General features: G+C 67.5%; 12 protein-coding genes. 8 read left to right on the forward strand and 4 right to left on the reverse strand.

What is annotated here, in order from left to right:
* Window positions 1–25: 25 nt before the first annotated feature.
* The 6 genes from D3D02_RS00535 to D3D02_RS00560 all read left to right on the forward strand — a co-directional run bounded on the left by D3D02_RS00535 (window position 26) and on the right by D3D02_RS00560 (window position 8831).
* Window positions 26–2125 (forward strand): ATPase, T2SS/T4P/T4SS family, encoded by a 2100-nt coding sequence (locus D3D02_RS00535; protein ID WP_121568040.1) that lies wholly within the window; start codon window positions 26–28, stop codon window positions 2123–2125.
* Window positions 2125–3909: a type II secretion system protein gene (locus D3D02_RS00540; RefSeq protein WP_121568041.1), complete on the forward strand. Its 1785-nt coding sequence runs from the start codon at window positions 2125–2127 to the stop codon at window positions 3907–3909. Before D3D02_RS00535 ends, D3D02_RS00540 begins: the two co-directional genes overlap by 1 nt.
* Window positions 3910–3990: 81 nt before the next feature.
* A complete protein-coding gene (locus D3D02_RS00545) occupies window positions 3991–4470 on the forward strand; it encodes a hypothetical protein (RefSeq protein ID WP_121568042.1) in 480 nt (159 codons plus the stop codon).
* Window positions 4463–4873, forward strand: a complete 411-nt coding sequence (locus D3D02_RS00550; protein ID WP_121568043.1) for a hypothetical protein — start codon at window positions 4463–4465, stop codon at window positions 4871–4873. Before D3D02_RS00545 ends, D3D02_RS00550 begins: the two co-directional genes overlap by 8 nt.
* Entirely contained in the window at window positions 4870–5775 is a 906-nt protein-coding gene (locus tag D3D02_RS00555) for a hypothetical protein (RefSeq protein ID WP_233560551.1), read from the forward strand. Before D3D02_RS00550 ends, D3D02_RS00555 begins: the two co-directional genes overlap by 4 nt.
* Window positions 5775–8831, forward strand: a complete 3057-nt coding sequence (locus D3D02_RS00560; RefSeq protein ID WP_121568045.1) for a hypothetical protein — start codon at window positions 5775–5777, stop codon at window positions 8829–8831. The genes D3D02_RS00555 and D3D02_RS00560 overlap by 1 nt, the downstream gene beginning before the upstream one ends.
* Before the next feature lie 44 nt (window positions 8832–8875).
* Here the strand turns inward: D3D02_RS00560 and sufD are convergent, their stop codons facing one another.
* The 4 genes from sufD to D3D02_RS00580 form a co-directional block, all read right to left on the reverse strand.
* Window positions 8876–10087 carry a Fe-S cluster assembly protein SufD gene (sufD, locus tag D3D02_RS00565; RefSeq protein ID WP_121568046.1) on the reverse strand — a complete coding sequence of 404 codons (1212 nt, stop codon included), beginning with the start codon at window positions 10085–10087 and terminating at the stop codon, window positions 8876–8878.
* Window position 10088: 1 nt separating this feature from the next.
* A complete protein-coding gene (sufB, locus tag D3D02_RS00570) occupies window positions 10089–11519 on the reverse strand; it encodes a Fe-S cluster assembly protein SufB (RefSeq protein WP_121568047.1) in 1431 nt (476 codons plus the stop codon).
* A gap of 33 nt (window positions 11520–11552) precedes the next feature.
* Window positions 11553–12467, reverse strand: a complete 915-nt coding sequence (locus D3D02_RS00575; RefSeq protein ID WP_121568048.1) for an ABC transporter ATP-binding protein — start codon at window positions 12465–12467, stop codon at window positions 11553–11555.
* 158 nt (window positions 12468–12625) lie between these two features.
* Window positions 12626–15361: a DNA-directed DNA polymerase gene (locus D3D02_RS00580; RefSeq protein ID WP_121568049.1), complete on the reverse strand. Its 2736-nt coding sequence runs from the start codon at window positions 15359–15361 to the stop codon at window positions 12626–12628.
* Between the two features lie 220 nt (window positions 15362–15581).
* On the opposite strand from D3D02_RS00580, the gene D3D02_RS00585 reads away from it, so the two are divergent.
* Both D3D02_RS00585 and D3D02_RS00590 read left to right on the forward strand, forming a co-directional pair.
* A complete protein-coding gene (locus D3D02_RS00585) occupies window positions 15582–15770 on the forward strand; it encodes a hypothetical protein (protein WP_121568050.1) in 189 nt (62 codons plus the stop codon).
* 64 nt (window positions 15771–15834) lie between these two features.
* Window positions 15835–16308: a hypothetical protein gene (locus D3D02_RS00590; RefSeq protein ID WP_199522957.1), complete on the forward strand. Its 474-nt coding sequence runs from the start codon at window positions 15835–15837 to the stop codon at window positions 16306–16308.
* Window positions 16309–16337 lie beyond the last annotated feature (29 nt).

Below are 16337 nucleotides of genomic sequence, written 5' to 3' on the forward strand. Positions count from 1 at the left end.
ATACCGTGACGCGGCCACCCGCCGTATGTCGCTCAACCTCGGTTCCGTCCTCGGCGACGAGTCGTCTCTCAGTCGCCTCACGTCGTCGCTTCCCGATGTCGCTGCTCTCGGACTCAGTTCGGACCCAGACCAACCGAACCCCGTTAACGAGGCGTCGGGACCGGTGGCCAGTGGGGTCGATCCGGGCGAGACGGGCGAGGGCTGTCGGTGCCAGCCGTCTATCGAACGACCGACTGGCACGGGTGTCGCCGGTCGCCGGGAACTCGTCGTCGACGCCTCCGCGTGCCCCGGCAAGGGGATTCTCGAATCACGTCCGGGGTGTCGCGCAACCGTCGTCGCGGCACTTACCGACCACGACGTAGACGCCGTCAGGACGCGATCCGATGGACGCGAACGGACGTACACCGACGAATCCGTGGGGCTGCTCCTCGCCGCAGGCCGGTTCGTCGAGCGCGTTCGCTTCCACGACGAGTCGCTGGCCGATCGGGCCCGTCGAGACCCGCTCGCGGCCGCTCGGCGGGCGACCGGACGCGCGGGTGCCGTCGCACGAATCGCCGCCGAATCAGGGCTCGCAGAGGGGGCTGCGCGCGCGGATGCTCGCCTTGGTGCGGACGACTCCGACTCTGTCGGTGACGGGGACGACTACGCTGGCGTCCTCCGCGCGTTCGTCGGGCCGACGATCGCTCGTGCGCGTGTAGCTCGCCAGCCGCCGTCTGACGCCTCTCCCCGAGAGACGTACGAACTGCCGACCGGTGCGGATGTCCGGGTGTACGACACTGCCGACCGAGCACAATACCACCTCGATCCGGTCGCACACGGACTCGCCGCCGCCGCCACGTCGACCCTCGCGGCCGCCTACGGCGTGCTCGCGAACGGGTCCGTTAGCGGCGGGCCACGTGCCGCGGGCCGAGCTGTTCGACGCGTCGCCAACCCTGCCGACCCGGTCGAAACGCTCTCGACGGCGCTTGACCGGTACACCCGCGGACTCGGCGTATTCGAGCACCTCTTCGCCGACGAGCGAGTCTCGGACGTCGTCGTCTCGGCCCCGGTGACTGACTCGCCCGTCAGAGTCGTCCTCGACGGCGAGCGCGTCCCCACGAACCTCCGGCTGACGCCCGGCGGCGCGGCGTCACTCGCCTCACGCTTCCGTCGCGAGAGTGGCCGCGCGTTCTCCCGTAGCTCGCCGACGCTCGACGCGTCTGTCGTCGCGGAGACGGGTCGGCGAATCCGGGTGGCTGGCGTGACGGCGCCCGCGAGCGACGGCGTCGGATTCGCCTTTCGCGCGCGGGACGACGAAGCCTGGACGTTGGCGCGTCTCGTCGCCGTCCAGTCTCTCTCACCGGCGGCCGCGGCGTTTCTCTCGCTCGCGATCGAGCGCGGGGCGGCGACGATCGTCGCCGGGACGCGCGGTGCCGGCAAGACGACGCTGCTCGGGGCGCTTCTCTGGGAACTTCCGCACACGACACGGCTCGTGAGCATCGAAGACACGCCGGAACTCCCGGTCGAAGTGCTCCGTGCGCACGGCCGGGACGTGCAGGCGCTCCACACCGACGGCCACGCAGGTGGGTCGGGCGAAGGCGCCGGGATGGGAAGTTCGTTCTCTCCGACGCACGCGCTTCGCGCGGCGCTTCGGCTCGGCGACGGGGCGCTGGCGGTCGGCGAAGTCCGCGGTGAGGAAGCCGGTGCGCTCTACGAGGCGATGCGAGTCGGCGCGCACGGGCACGCAGTGCTCGGAACGATCCACGGCGACTCCGCGGCTGCCGTCCGCGAGCGCGTGGTCTCCGATCTCGGCGTCCCACCGTCCTCGTTCGGTGCGACGGACCTCGTCGTCACCTGCGCTCACGACGGCGACGCGCGCTACGTCGACGCCATCGAGGAAGTCCGCGCTGTCGACGGAGACGCCACGTTCGTCTCGCTCTTCGAGCGACAATCGGGGACGCTCCGCCGAACTGGCCCGCTCGATAGAGGGGACAGCGCGTTGTTCGAGCGGCTCTGCCACGGGGACGAGTCCTACGGCGACCTGCTCTCGCTGCTCGACCGGCGCGCGAGTCGCTTCGGACGACTCGCCACCGCGGGGTTGACAGCCCCCGACGATCTACGCCTGTCCCAGTGCGGAGGCCGCTGATGTCGGCGACTGACGACCGCGTCGTTCGTGCGGCACGCCGACTCGCGCGTTGGTATCCAAGCGACGTCGAGCCGACAGCAGAGCTTCACCGGTCGCTGGCGTTCCTCGAGAGCGACCTTCGAGCCCAGACGGTCGTCCGAGCCGGGTACGTGCTTGCCCCTTTTGCTGCGATTCTCGTGTTGTGTGGGGTCGTACTCGCCGTCCCGTCACTCCCGTTCGTGGCCGCGGCCTCGGCGGCCGCGGGCCTCGGTCTCGGCATTACTCACCTCGTCCACCGGCTTCCCGTGGCGGCCGCGACACTCCGTCGGTCGCGGGCTCTCGGCGACGCACCCGGACTCGTCGCCCGCGCAGCCCTTCGGCTTCGGCTCGAAGCAGCGCCCGAACGCGCCGCCACGTTCGCGGCCCAGACCGGTGAAGGGCCCCTCGCTCGGAGCCTCGCTGCACACATCGATCGGACGCGCGCCGGCCCGGCTGCGGGACTCGGCGGCTTCGCCGCGGAGTGGCACTCGTGGTTCCCTGCACTCGAACGGTCGACGTCGCTGCTCTTGACTGCCGCCGACGCCCCCGCGGAGGAACGTGACCACGCGCTCGACCGCGCACTGGAGACGGTGCTCGACGGGGCGCGAACCGAGATGGCGACATTCGCAGGCGACATTCGCGGTCCGGCCAGCGGAATCTACGCCTTCGGCGTGCTCCTGCCGCTCGCACTCGTCGGCGTGTTGCCGGCCGCCCGTGCTGGCGGAGTGTCAGTGCCAGCGGTGGCGTTCGTCGGCCTCTACGATGTCGTCCTCCCGGCAGGGCTAGTGTTTGCCGGAGCCTGGCTCCTGCTTCGGCGTCCGATCGCGCTCGCCCCGCCGTGCGTGACGACTGCGCATCCGGACGTGCCGTCCGGGCGGTGGCGCGGGGTCGCCGCGGCATCGGGAGGACTCGTCCTCGGGGCCGCTGTTGGCTCGCTCGTCGCGTCGTGGGCGACACCAGTCGGCGCCGCGGGGCTCTCTCTCGGGGGCGCTCTCACCGCGTACTACCGCCCGATGGCGGCGGTCCGTCGCGACGTCACCGCGGTCGAATCGGGGCTCGCGGACGCGACTGCTGTCATCGGACGCCGGGTCGGATCCGGTGAATCGGTCGAGACGGCGATCGAGTCGGCTGCCGACGCGACGACGGGACGGACGAGCGAGGTATTCGACGCTGCGGCGGGCGTCCAACGTCGTCTGCGCGTCGGCGTCCACCGAGCGTTCCTCGGGGAACACGGCGCACTCGAACACGTTCCGAGCCCGCGGGCCCGCGCGACGGCATCGCTCTTAGCCGTCGCAGCCAGAGAGGGCCGACCGGCCGGTCCGACGCTCGTCACGCTGGCCGACCATCTGACCGAACTCCGGCGCGTCGAGGCCGACGCACGCCGCGAACTCGCAGCGATCACGGGGACACTCGGACACACCGCGGCGCTGTTCGGGCCGCTCGTCGGCGGCGCGACCGTGGCGATGGCGACGCAGATGGCCGCATCCGGCGTCGGCGCGAGCCGGCAGACAGCACCCGCTTCGCAACCGGACGGTGCGACGCTCGTGGGGTCGGCGACGCCGGGAGCGACGACGCTCGACCCTGCGCTGCTCGGCGCAGCGGTCGGCCTGTACGTCCTCGCGCTCGCGGCCATTCTCACTGTCGTGGCGACGGGACTGGACCGCGGTCTCGATCGGACGCTCGTGGGGTACCGTGTCGGGCTGGCGCTGCTGTCGGCGACGGTGGCGTATCTCGCGGCGTTTCTCGGGGCGTCGATGCTGTTCTGACCGGAGCACAATTTTGGGACGCCGACCAGCACTGCTCCGCGGCGGCGAGCCTTTATATACGGAGACGGCACCAGCCGCCCTATGTTCGACCTCACACTCGACGCGTGGTACGCGTGGATCGGCCTGTCGCTCACGGGCGTCGCGCTCGTCGGTGCCGCTGCCGGGCTCCCGACTGCCCCGCCACCGGACGCAGGTGCCGTCGCGGCGACGATCGACCGCGTCGCGGCCGCAGAGTACGCAGCGACCGGCGAGCACCCGCTCGACGCCGAAGAGATCCGGCTCGGGACGCGCCGCGTCGGACTCCGCTCGGACGCGGGGACGGCTCACGCGACGGTGGCGTTCGGCCCCGTTACTCCTGTCCCCGCCGGTGACTCGCCGCTTCGGGAGGTGCTGCACGGGACGCCGCCCGACCGGGCGTTCCGCTCGCCGGAGTCGTTCCGACGGGCAGTCGTCAGCGCCAGAGCCGACGCGACGGAGGCGCCGTGGCGTGCTGTGGACCGAACGCTGATCGTTCGCCGGACGACCTGGGACGACGTCGACGTGGTGCTCGTCGATGCGTAACGAGGCGAGGGCGGCCGAGCGGGGCCAGACGTCACCGATCGTGGCGCTGGTCGCCCTCTTCGCGGTCTGTGCTGGCCTGTCGCTGTACGCCACCACACTCGGTGCCGTGACGCCGTCAGAGACGACGAACGAACTCGCAGAGCCGACGCTCGACCGCGTCTACGGCGAGATTCACGGTGGCGGCGTCGTCTCTCCCGTGAGTCTCGTTCGGGCAGACAGGGTCGCACCAGAGGGCTACCGCGTCGCGGTCGTGCTCACGACATCGGACGCCCGCTGGACGAACGGCCGTCAGCCGCCGCGGGACGCCGGTATCGACGCCGACAGTGCCGCCCGGCCGGTGAGCGTTGCGATGGGGGACGGCGATGTCGAGTGGGGTCAGCTACGGGTTTGGGTGTGGCGATGAACGCCGCTCTCGACGCAGTGGTTTGTCTGCTCCTCGTCTCCGCGGCCGTCTTCGGTCTGGTGAGTGTCGAGCAGTCGCCACCTCAGAACCCCGGACAGGCCGACGCCGTCGCCGACGCGCTCGCGACGACGACGGCACAGGTGCCCTACTCGCTCGCCCCCGGCGTTCGTGCCCTCGACGACGCTGATCCACGGTCTGGGAATGCGGCCGAAACGCCTCTCGACTCGCCCGAACTCGACCGGACTGCGCACGGGAGCCTCGCCGGATTGCTCGCTCGCGCCGCGACGGGAACTGCGGGCGTCACCCTGGACTCGGCGGACTCAGATCCCGAGGCAGTCCCACTAACGCGGACCCGAGCGGACTTCCGCCGGGCCGTGCAGGAAGCCGTCCGCGCCCGTACCGGCGCGACCGCTCGGATCGACGCGGTGTGGCGGCCGTATCCCGACGCGCCGGTCGGCGGTGCTGTCGGCGTCGGTCCTCGGCCGCCCACCGCTGGCGTCCACACCGCGACGCTCGTCGTCCCGACTGGGGTCGCACCGATCGCTGCGTCCGAATCAGCCGATTTCGAGGCGCTCGGCCGCGCGGTCGCCGATCGAACCGTTCGGGTACTCCTCCCGCCCGGTCCCGCGCACGTCACGCTCCGCGGTGACGACCCGGCCGCCGGGTTGGTTCGATACCGGTACGCTCGCATCGAAGCGGAAACGAATACGTCGCTGTCTGTCCCGCTCGCGACCGAAGACACCGACGCCGCAAACGCCCGCGTCGCTGACGCGCTCGCGCCGCAGGTGACTGCAGACTTACGGAACCGATACGACACGCCGGCTGCGGCAGCGGAGTCGGTGTCTGCGTCTTCGGTCCGGATCGTCGTTCGTACCTGGAACCCCTCGGCGGAGGCTCGCTGATGCGGCTCGCAGACGACGACCGCGCGCGGGTCCCGTTCGCCCTCGTCGGCGTGCTGCTCCTCGTTGCCAGTTCGACGTTCGCGGCCTCGCTCGCGACGCCGGGTCCCGAACCGGTCGACCGCTCGGCTGACGTCGTCGCCGATCGCGTCGACGCCGAGGTGACTGCGGCACTCCGCGGCGCCGTTCGGGATGCGGCGCGGGCGGCTGCTCGCGACCCCGTGACCATCGCAGCCGACACCGAGGCCGGACGCGCGCTCGCGGGTCCGCGGACGTTCCGTCGCTACCTCCGACTCCGCGTGTTCCTCGCCGCTCGTGATGCCGTTTCGGCCGTCGAACACCGCCGAGGACAGAGCGCCGCGCGGGCATCGCTCGGGACGTCGGTCGAGACCGTGCCAGAGGCGCTCGGTCACGTCTCACTCGCGAGCGCCGACGACGGCACGGAACTGCGAGTGACGGTCCACGACGTCGTGCTGACGGTCGAACGGGACGGACGCGTCGCCGAGACTAGCCAAAGCGACCGGACGATCACCGTCGGCGTCCCCGTCCTGGCGCTGCACGACCGAACCGAGACGTTCCAGGCACGCCTGGACGCAGACCCACTCGACGCACCGGGCCTCGCTCGCCGGACGACGATCGGCGTCACCGCGATGGCGCAGGCCCGTGGCCTCGGTCAGTACGGCGGGCTGCCGATCTCGAACGTCGTGGCGAACCGCCACGTCGCGCTCTCGACGAACGCCGGTCTCCTCGACGCCCAGCGGGCGGCGTTCGGTAGAGCTGACCCGGACGCTGCCGCTGGGGTTCGCGCGGCGACGCTGCAGACCGGCGCGACCGACCTCCTCGGCCCGAGAACGGATCCGCGCGTCGTGTCCGCGGTGACCGGGCAGCTCCCAGACCCGAACGACGCCGAGCGCGCGGATTCCGACGGGAGATCTGGGGCGTTGCCCGCGACCCGGTCGATTTCGGTGGGCGTAAACGGCACGGCTGACGAGGCGTTTCTGGCACTGCTCCGCGGGACGCGCGGAGCCGACGCCCTCGACGCCGTCCTGCGGGACGGCTACCGGGCGAGAGTGTCCGTCGACACCGAGGCGTGGACGGTTCGAGACGGCCGCCGACCCGCCCCACGCGCACCGGGACCTAACTGGACGCTCGTCTACTCCGACGTCTCGACTGACGTCGCCATCACCGGACGTGGGCAGTCGCGGTCTGTGTCTCCAACGGGGATCGGAACGCGGCGGCTCTACACGGCAACCCGGCGCGTCGTAGAGCACCGGCGAGTGGATCGGACCTGGGTCAAAGTGAATGCGACACCACAAACGACGTCCGCGTCGTGGCGGGACGTCTCCCGTGTCCGGGTGACCGCGACCGGCCGGCTCGCTGGTGGGAGAGCGCCCGCCCGTCCCGTCCGACCGCTCTTCGAATCCGGCGGGGCGCTCGGTGGACCGAATCTCCGAGCGGGACGCACAGCCAGCCGTGAACTCGTGTCGGACCTCGGCGGCCCCGACGCGATCGCTCGCCGTGCAGTCACTGGTGGCCGGACGAGTGCCTCGACCGCGATGGTCGGCGACCGGCCCGCGGATCTCACCGAGTGGGTGTACGCGGACGTCGCGCGACTCCGCGATCGTGTGCGGCACCTCTCTGTCGAGGTCGACGCCAGTGCTGCGGCCACGGGGCGAGCCAACGGTGCGGCGCGCCTCGCGTCGCTCGTCCGCGACCGACGTGCCGCACTCCTCGACGCGTCTGACACCTACGACGGCGTCGCGGACCGAACGCGCGTCGCCGCTCGTGCGGCGTATCTCGACCAGGTACTCGCTGCGCTCGACGCCCGCGCTGACAGGACCCGGAAGCAAAACACCGGCATCGGTCGCGCGCTCGACGTGAAAGGAATCGCGGCCTCACGCGCGAACGACCTCGCCGACCTCACGCCCGAGCCGCCATCGCCGCGTCGGGAGGTCGGGACGGCCGCAGGCGCACGCGGAGAGGTCGTCTTCGTCCCTGACGGCGACCCGGCGTATCTCGCGCCCGAGCCGGTCGAAGGGGGTCTCGTCGACGGTATCGACGACGACGAACAGTACGTCGGCCTCGCCGTCCGAAATCTGAACGTGTTCGCCGTCCCGTACGGCGAAGCGGCGGATCTCGTCACACGAACGCTCTTCGGGAACGCCGGACGCGTCTCGCTACACACCGCGGGGCAGGCGCTCGTCACCGCCGACCAGACGCTCGAAACGAACGCTGATCCGACGCTCCGAACGCGTACCGACGCACTGCGGTCGAACGTCGCCCGCTCGATGGGCCACGTTCGACAGCGCACGAAGCGAACGCTCGCTCGCGAGACGACACTCTCGCCGACGGCGCGGACTGCTGTCGTCGGCCGCGCGTTCGCGCGCTGGGCCGGTCCGGGCGAACGTGCGATCGCGGCCACCGACGGGTCCCTCGCTCGCGCGGTTGCGACAGCGGCCGTCGCTGAAACGGCAGGCCCTGGTTCGAGCGAGGTAGCGGAAGATCGGGTCCGTACGGCGCTCCGCGTCGATCTGCGTCGGGCAGCGACGTCGAAACGGGTCCGCGTTCCCCAGTCGGCGGTCGACGAGACGGTCTCGACGACGCGCGACGTCGCGCGAGAGATGGCGACTCGAACCGCCGAGAACGCGACTCAGCAGGGGATCGCGCGCGCAACTAACGGGACGCTCGGCGAGATCCCCGCCGGACTCCCGATCCTGCCGACGCTCAACCCGTGGGTCGCCACGACGAACCTCTGGATCGTGGAATCTCGCGGTGCTTACGGTCGGTTCGCCGTCGAAGCAGCCGCCGGGTCAACGACGTACGTCCGCGACGGGACGACCGTGTCGCTCGACGTCGACGGCGATGGGGTCGACGAACGACTCGGACGGAACGAACGCGTCGACTTCCGCGTCCGAACGGTCGCCGTCGTGGCCGTGCCGCCCGGAAAGTTCGGCGTCGGCGACACCGACGGCAACGTCGACGAGCGATCAGCCGCGTGGAGCGGGCCGGTTCCGGGGCCCCGCTGTACGACGCGCTCGGGGCAGTGTCTGAGAGAATGAGACCGCGCGGAAACGGGAGAAAGAGCCGTAACTAAAAGCGTCGGTTACTTGAGCCGTGCGGCGATTAGCGCTTCGAGATCGTCGCGGAACTCCTCGACTTCGATCTCTTCGAGGACGGGGACGAAGAAGCCCTCGACGAGCATATTCCGCGCGCGCTGGGGCGGGATGGCTCGCGAAATCATATAGAACAGGTCTTCCTGGTCGACCTGTCCGACAGTCGCCGAGTGCGACGCCTCGGTGTCGTGATTCTGAATGATCAGCTTCGGCGACGCGTCGGCCTCGCTCTCGTCGGAGAGCATCAGCGTGTTCTCGCGCTGGTAGGAGTTCGTGTCCCACGCGTCGCGGCCGACGTCTTGGACGCCCTCGTACACCGAGCGCGCCTCGTCGTCGAGGACGCCTCGGGTGACGAGATCAGCCGTCGTGTGTTCGGCGTGGTGCCAGACGCGGGCATTGACGTCGAAGTGCTGGTCGTCGTGGCCGAAGAACGCGCCGACGATCTTCGTCTCGGCGGCGTCGCCGTTGAGTTCGCTCTCGACGTCGCTGCGGGTCAGCCGCGATCCGAGGTTGCCCTCGATCCAGTTGACCGTCGCGTACGTGCCGACGTCCGCGCGCTTGAGCGAGTAGCTGTAGGTGTCTTCGTTCAGATTCTGCAGCGACCCGTACTGGACGTAGGAGTTCTCGCCGGCGTCGATCTCGACGAGGTTCGAGAAGTACCGCGAGCCCTCTACGTCTGCACCCGACTCGATGCTCTCGAGGATCGTGACCGACGCGGACTCCTCGGTGATTACGAGCGTGTGGCTGAACAGCGATCGGGAGTTCATCTCCGCGCGGATCGTCACGTCCTCGGCATCGACGCCCTCGGGGACGTAGACGACCGTGCCGGTCGTGAACAGCGCGGCCGACAGCGCGGTCAGGTAGTTCTCCTGCGGGTCGATCGTCGATCCGAACGCGGACTCGACGACGTCGGGATGCGCGTCGAGCGCTTCGGTGAACGTGAGCACCTCGACGCCTTCGTCGGCGGTGCGCTCGGTCTCGTCGACCTGTTCGAGCGGGTCGACGAGCGACTCGAAGTCGAGCGCTTCGAGGTTCGTCCAGCGGCGGCCGGGCGTCTGGATGACGTCCGGCAGATCGAGCGTTTCGAGCGCGTCGAGCGCGTCGAGTCGCGCTTCGAGTAGCCACTCGGGTTCCTCGCGCTGCTCTGAGATCTCTCGGACCGTCTCCGCAGAGAGGTTCGCGGGAAGTTGTGCGCCGCTCATACTACCCGAGGCTCCCCTCCATTTCGAGTTCGACGAGGCGGTTGAGTTCGACCGCGTACTCGATCGGCAGTTCTTCGGTGATCGGCTCGATGAATCCCGAGACGATCATCTGCTTTGCGTCGTCGTCGTCGAGACCGCGCGACTGGAGGTAGAAGACGTCCTCGTCGCCGATCTTGCCGACCGTCGCCTCGTGGGCGACGTCGACTTTCGACTCGTTGATCTCCATATACGGCATCGTGTCCGACGTCGACTCGTTGTCGAACATCAGCGCGTCACACTCGACGGAGGTCGAGGAATCGGACGCACCGTCGGCGATGTGGACGAGACCGCGGTAGTTCGTCCGGCCGCCGTCCTTCGAGATCGACTTGGACTCGATCGTCGACTTCGTGTTCGGCGCGTTGTGGTAGACCTTCGCGCCGGTGTCGATGTTTTGGCCTTCGCCCGCGAAGGCGATGGTGATGTGGTTGTCGGAGGCGCCCGGACCCTTCAGCACGGTCGAGGGGTACAGCATCGTCGCCTTCGAGCCCATCGAGCCGGAGATCCACTCCATTCGGCCGCCGGCTTCGACGATCGCGCGCTTGGTGTTGAGGTTGTAGGTGTTCTTCGACCAGTTCTGCACCGTGGAGTACTGGACGTGAGCGTCCTCGCCGACGAACACTTCGACGCCGCCGGAGTGCAGATTGAACGCCGAGTACTTCGGGGCCGAACAGCCCTCGATGTAGTGGACTTCCGCGCCGTCCTCGGCGACGATGAGCGTGTGCTCGAACTGGCCCATCCCTTCGGAGTTCATCCGGAAGTACGCCTGCACGGGCATCTCGACTGTCACGTCCTCGGGGACGTAGACGAACGAGCCGCCGGACCAGACGGCGCCGTGGAGCGCGGCGAACTTGTTGTCGCTCGGGGGGACGCACTTCGTCATGAAGTACTCGCGGACGATGTCGGGGTGCTCCTGCACCGCCTTGTCCATATTCATGAAGATGACGCCCTTCTCCTCCCAGCGCTCCTGCATATTCTGGTAGACGACTTCGGACTCGTACTGGGCGCCGACGCCCGAGAGCGCGTTCTTCTCGGCCTCGGGGATGCCGAGTTTGTCGAAGGTGTCTTTGATTTCGTCTGGGAGTTCCGTCCAGTCGTCGACGCCCGCGCGGACGTCGACGTCGGGTCGGATGTACGGGACGATCTCTGCGATGTCGACTTCCGAGAGGTCCGGCTGGCCGGGCCAGTCGGTCGGCATCGGCATCTTCTGGAACTGCTTCAGCGCGCGGAGGCGCCGGTTCAGCATCCACTCGGGTTCGTCTTTGTCCTCGGAGATGACGCGGACCGTCTCTTCGGTCAGGCCCTTCTCGGTCTGGAACGCCGAGGACTCCTCCTTCTTGAAGTCGAATCGAGCCTCGGTGTCCGTCTCTTTGAGGTGATCTTGTTCGGAGCTCATGATTGTGTTTGGTTGATTAGATCTCTGTCCGTATCAGGCTGTTCCGTATACCTCGTCGCGAACCCAGTCGTACCCCTTGTCTTCGAGTTCTTCGGCAAGCGACGCGTCGCCGCTCTTGACGACCTTCCCGTCCAGCATAATGTGGACGTGGTCGGGCTCGACGTACTCGAGGATGCGCTGGTAGTGCGTGATCTGGAGCACGCCCGTGCCCTGCTCGTCGCGGAGGGCGTTGATTCCCGCCGAGACGTCCTGCAGGCGGTCGATGTCCAGCCCGGAGTCGATCTCGTCGAGGACGGCGATCGACGGTTCGAGGATCGCGGCCTGCAGCACCTCGTTCTGTTTCTTCTCACCGCCGGAGAAGCCGGCGTTGAGATAGCGCTGCATAAACTTCTCGTCCATATCCAGCAGCTCCATCTTCTCTTTGAGGAGCTGCTGGAACTCGGCGACGCCGACCTCGCCCTCGTCGGCGGGACCTTCCATCGGGGAGGTCTCGTAGCCGGCGTCTTCTTCTTCGCCCGCTGCTTCTTCGGCTTCGTCTTCGTCCTCGAAGAGTTCCTCGCGTTCCTCGAGTTTGGCGTTCAGTGCGGTCCGAAGGAAGTTCGTCATCGTGACGCCCTCGATCTCTGCGGGGTACTGGAAGCCGAGGAAGATACCGAGCGCCGCGCGCTCGTTCGGCTCCAGCTCGAGAAGATCCCACGTCAGTTTGTCCTCGGGGACGTCCTCGTCGACGTCGTTCTCGTCGAGATGGAGGAGGATCTCGCCGTCGGTGACCTCGTAGGCGGGATGTCCGGCGATGACCTTCGCCGTCGTCGACTTCCCGGACCCGTTCGGACCCATCATCGCGTGGATCTCGCCGGATTTGACCTCCAGGTCAACGCCACGAAGAATCTGTTCGCCGCCTTCCTCCGCCACGTTCGCGTGGAGGTTCTTGATTTCGAGTGTAGCCATCGTTGTTTCGTTGCCTCGTGTCCCTAAAGTGGGGTCTGGCACCCATAATGGTTACGCATTCCCCAGTACACAGTTTATTGTGGGGAAAATATATTTGCGTTTTGCGAAACCGAATGTGGGTACGTGAGGTTCCTGCCGGTCGCGTTTGCTGACGTGCGTCAGACGAAACTGCCGAGTCCGGTCTGCTCCTGCCCGGATTTCACCTCGTCCCACGACATTCCGAGCGCTTCGATGATCCGTGCGATCGGTCCCTTCAGCGTCTTTTCGAGCATCACGTCCCAGTCGACCTCGAACTCTTCGGGGAGTTGGTCGTCGTACTCGATACAGATGACGTCGGGATCGCGTTTGAACTCACCGTAGAGGACGTCCCGCTGCGGATCGAACCCTTCCTCGTTTTCCATCCGTCGGAACCACGAGGGATGGACTTTCTCCAGGTAGATCCGCTTCGGTTTCGAGCCGCGCCCGAAGTTCGTCCCCAGGAACTCGTTCGCGTACTTCGCGCCGCGGACCTGCGCGGTCGCGGTGTCGTAAGCGTCCAGCCGCTTGCCGATCCCGCCGGGGATACCGATCTCGTCGACGGGGATCTCGCCCGACTCGAAGTCGCTGATGATCTCGTGGAGGTAGTCGGCGATCTCGTCGGTCTCCTCCCCGTGGACGATCATCTCGATGACGCGCTTTTGCACCTCTTTGGTGATCGGCGCGATGTCCGAGCGCTTGTACTCGAAGCCCGTGATGTCGATGTCGTCGACGTCCTTCCCTTCCTTCCAGACGATGTGTCCCGCGTAGCGCTTTTTCTTTCCTGCTTGGAAGAACCGCCGATAGAGCTTCTCGAACTCGATCTGGAAGCGGTGTTCCTCGGCGTCGAGTTCCCGCGCTGCGAACTCGTCGTAGGAGTCGTTGATGTACTCCTCCAACTCGAAGGACTGCTCTATGGCTTCCTCCTTACTGACGCCGCCGCCGAGTTCCAGCATCACCGAGTCGGTGTCGCCATAGATGACTTCCTTGCCGAGTTCGTTCGCGGCCTCCGCCGTGTGTTCGATCACGTCACGACCCGTCGCAGTGACGGCAGCGCCCATCTCCTTGTCGTAGAGGCGGAACCGATCCCAGCCCAGGACGCCGTACAGCGAGTTCATAATGACCTTGACAGCCGCCTGCTGGCGGTCGTACTGCTCGTAGGCCGGCGTGTCGGGGTCGTTCTCGTTCCGCAGGGCCTTCTTCTCCTCGCGCTCTGCGAGGAGGTCGTCGATCATCTCGCGGATGATCCCGTCCGGTTCGCGCCGGAAGTACGTCCCGTTGGGAGCCTGGAACGTGTCGCCGTCGTAGCTTTCGGGGTCGACCTTCGTCTCCGGCGACGCGTTGATCGTCACCATACACATCGGATAGAGGCTCTTCAGGTCGAGCACGGTGACGTTCTCTTTGACGCCGGTGATCGGATCGAAGACGGCCCCGCCCTCGTAGTCCTCGGCGTCGGCTTGACCCTTCGAAGGCAGGGCGAAGCGGCCGTGCGCCTCGTGGAGAATGTAGATGTCGACGGTGTCGCCCGGCGTCGTCGCGTCTTCGAGCTTACAACCGACGAACGTCCGCACCTCGTCCCAGAAGGCGATGACGTCCTGTTTGCGGTCGATCTCGACGCAGAGTTCGACGTCGCGAACGTTGTACTCCAGCAGCCGCTCGGGCTCTTGCTCCCAGAGGTCGCCGATGTCGCCCGCGTAGCGCTCTTTCCCCACGTCGAGTTCGAGCTCGCCCACGGCGTCGAGCCGGTAGGACTCGAGTTCCGTGAACTGCGTGCGCTTGTAGGCGTACAGGAGGTCGAAGACGACGCGGCCTTTCACGTTCGGGCCGCCCCAGCCGCTGCGCCAGACCTCGCCGATGCGGGAGAACCGCGCGGGGTCGAGGTCGTATTCCGAGGTCGGATCGATGACCTCCATTCGATCGAGGAGGTACGGCATATCGAAGTCCTCGAAGTTCCAGCCGGTCAGCACGTCCGGGTCCGTTTCCTCGATGTACGTGATAAACGCGTCGAGCATCGCGTCCTCGCGCTCGAAGGATCGAACGTCGATGTCGGTGTCCTCGCGCAGCGGTTCGTACGCGTCGAGGTCGTCAGGAGAGTCGACGCCAGCGGCGGCCTCCGGAGCGTCGTAGAGCCACGCGACGTACTCGTCGCGTTCGGAGTCGTGGCTGGTGAGACAGACGATCGGCTCTTCGCCGTCCTCGGGAAAGCCCGAACGGTCGTCGACCTCGATGTCGAAGGTGTTCACGCGCAGCGGCGCTTCGACCTCGACGGATTCGATCTCGTCGTGCGGAATCTGGATCGCATCTGCCTTCCCGTCACTATCGTCGCCATCGTCGCCGAGACGTCGCTCGGGAACCCGGATACCGCTCTTGACGTCCTTGTCGATGAGCAGGCGGTTCGGGAAGAGGATGTCCGCCTCGTAGTGTTCGAACTCGTCGCGGACCTGGCCGACGTCCCGCGGCGTCCGGGTGCAGATCTTCGTCAGTTCCTCACCCCGGATACTCTCGTAGCCCTCCTCCGTTCGCGTGATGACGTCCCTGTCGAGTTTGTCGTCGTCGAGCGTCTCGGCCGGCGCGTAGAAGTACGGCTCGAACCCGAGCACGCGGACGTGTTCGGTCTCGCCGTCGGGCGTCCGACCGAAGACGTGCAGGACGGGATACTCCCGACGGCCGCTGCCCTCGACGGAGTAGTTGACCTGCGTCACCATCAGTTCGACCGTGCCGTCGGCGTCGGGAAAGCGGATGTCCTCGGCGTCGACGACTTCCGAGACGTGCTGTGTGCCGTTGCCGGCGACGGCCACCGCCTCTGCGTCCGGCCGGGCGTCGTCGGCGGTGTCGTCGCCACCGCCCCCCCAGTCGTCCGTAAGCCCTGCCTGTTCCATAGGGGCGCTTTCGGCATTCCCGAGTAAAAGCTTCGGCATTGTGTCCGTCGCGTGTACCCGGATTCCGCCACTCACATTCGCCGACGCCTCGTCTCCTCGCCGACCGCCCCTCGACCGATCATCCTTCCGCCGACCGTCTCGGCGGCTCGTCGGTTTCTCCGCGATGGGTTCTGGATCGGACGCAAGACATATAGTGTGTTACATCATACCACAGGCTACGATGGTCGACCCTGCAGACTCCGAGCGGACGGATCGGTCGCCAGCCGCGCCAGCGCGCCTGGGCGAAGCGAACGGACTCAACGACGTCGAGTCCTACGAGGTCGACGGCGGGATCGTGTTTTACGATCCGCAGAATCCGCTCGCGTGGGTCGAAGCGGCCCGGACGGTGACGCTCGCCGAGAACTGTTAGCCCGCTCGCCGCTCTCTTTCGGCGGAACGAACTGTTTTTGCGGCGTCCGCCCCTCGACTCGACCGTGCCGACGGATTTCGACGAGTGGCTCGAAGAACCGGACGAGCCCAACCCCGAAGACCGGTGGGGAGACCCCGAGAACGACCTCGTCTCCGTCCCATCGGTCGAGACGTCGGGGGACGAAGATGCCGCCGGCATCGACGTCGACGGCGACCTCGCGAAGTTCTTCTGGGCCACGGTCATCTACGCCAACGTCGCGCTCGCAGGCGTCAGCCTCGGCTTGTTGCTCATCGCGTTCCGCAGTCAGTGGACCTGGGGCGGCGGGGCCGTCGTCGTCGGCCTCTTCGCACTCTACCGGACGTACGACCTCTATCGGACGTACCAAGAGCACGTCGCAGACAGCGACGAGGGCGCGGCCGACGCAGATGCTGACGGGGCGGCAAATACAGATGCTGACGGGGAGACAGATGCAGAATCTGGCGGGACGGCAAACGCGGACGCCGATACCGCGGGCGCCGGTCCGGACGAACACCAGTGATCGTGTCCGCCAGCGCAACTGATAAGCGC

The organism is Halobellus sp. Atlit-38R, assembly GCF_003665925.1.
In the GTDB taxonomy this organism is placed as follows: domain Archaea; phylum Halobacteriota; class Halobacteria; order Halobacteriales; family Haloferacaceae; genus Haloquadratum; species Haloquadratum inordinatus.

Bases quoted from the DNA above. Each gene is read 5' to 3' on its own strand.
- D3D02_RS00545 (WP_121568042.1), top strand. From the start codon at position 3,991: ATGTTCGACCTCACACTCGACGCGTGGTACGCGTGGATCGGCCTGTCG.
- D3D02_RS00585 (WP_121568050.1), top strand. From the start codon at position 15,582: ATGGTCGACCCTGCAGACTCCGAGCGGACGGATCGGTCGCCAGCCGCG.
- sufD (WP_121568046.1), bottom strand. From the start codon at position 10,087: ATGAGCGGCGCACAACTTCCCGCGAACCTCTCTGCGGAGACGGTCCGA.
- sufB (WP_121568047.1), bottom strand. From the start codon at position 11,519: ATGAGCTCCGAACAAGATCACCTCAAAGAGACGGACACCGAGGCTCGA.
- D3D02_RS00535 (WP_121568040.1), top strand. From the start codon at position 26: ATGTCGCTCAACCTCGGTTCCGTCCTCGGCGACGAGTCGTCTCTCAGT.
- D3D02_RS00550 (WP_121568043.1), top strand. From the start codon at position 4,463: ATGCGTAACGAGGCGAGGGCGGCCGAGCGGGGCCAGACGTCACCGATC.
- D3D02_RS00575 (WP_121568048.1), bottom strand. From the start codon at position 12,467: ATGGCTACACTCGAAATCAAGAACCTCCACGCGAACGTGGCGGAGGAA.
- D3D02_RS00560 (WP_121568045.1), top strand. From the start codon at position 5,775: ATGCGGCTCGCAGACGACGACCGCGCGCGGGTCCCGTTCGCCCTCGTC.
- D3D02_RS00540 (WP_121568041.1), top strand. From the start codon at position 2,125: ATGTCGGCGACTGACGACCGCGTCGTTCGTGCGGCACGCCGACTCGCG.
- D3D02_RS00555 (WP_233560551.1), top strand. From the start codon at position 4,870: ATGAACGCCGCTCTCGACGCAGTGGTTTGTCTGCTCCTCGTCTCCGCG.
- D3D02_RS00580 (WP_121568049.1), bottom strand. From the start codon at position 15,361: ATGGAACAGGCAGGGCTTACGGACGACTGGGGGGGCGGTGGCGACGAC.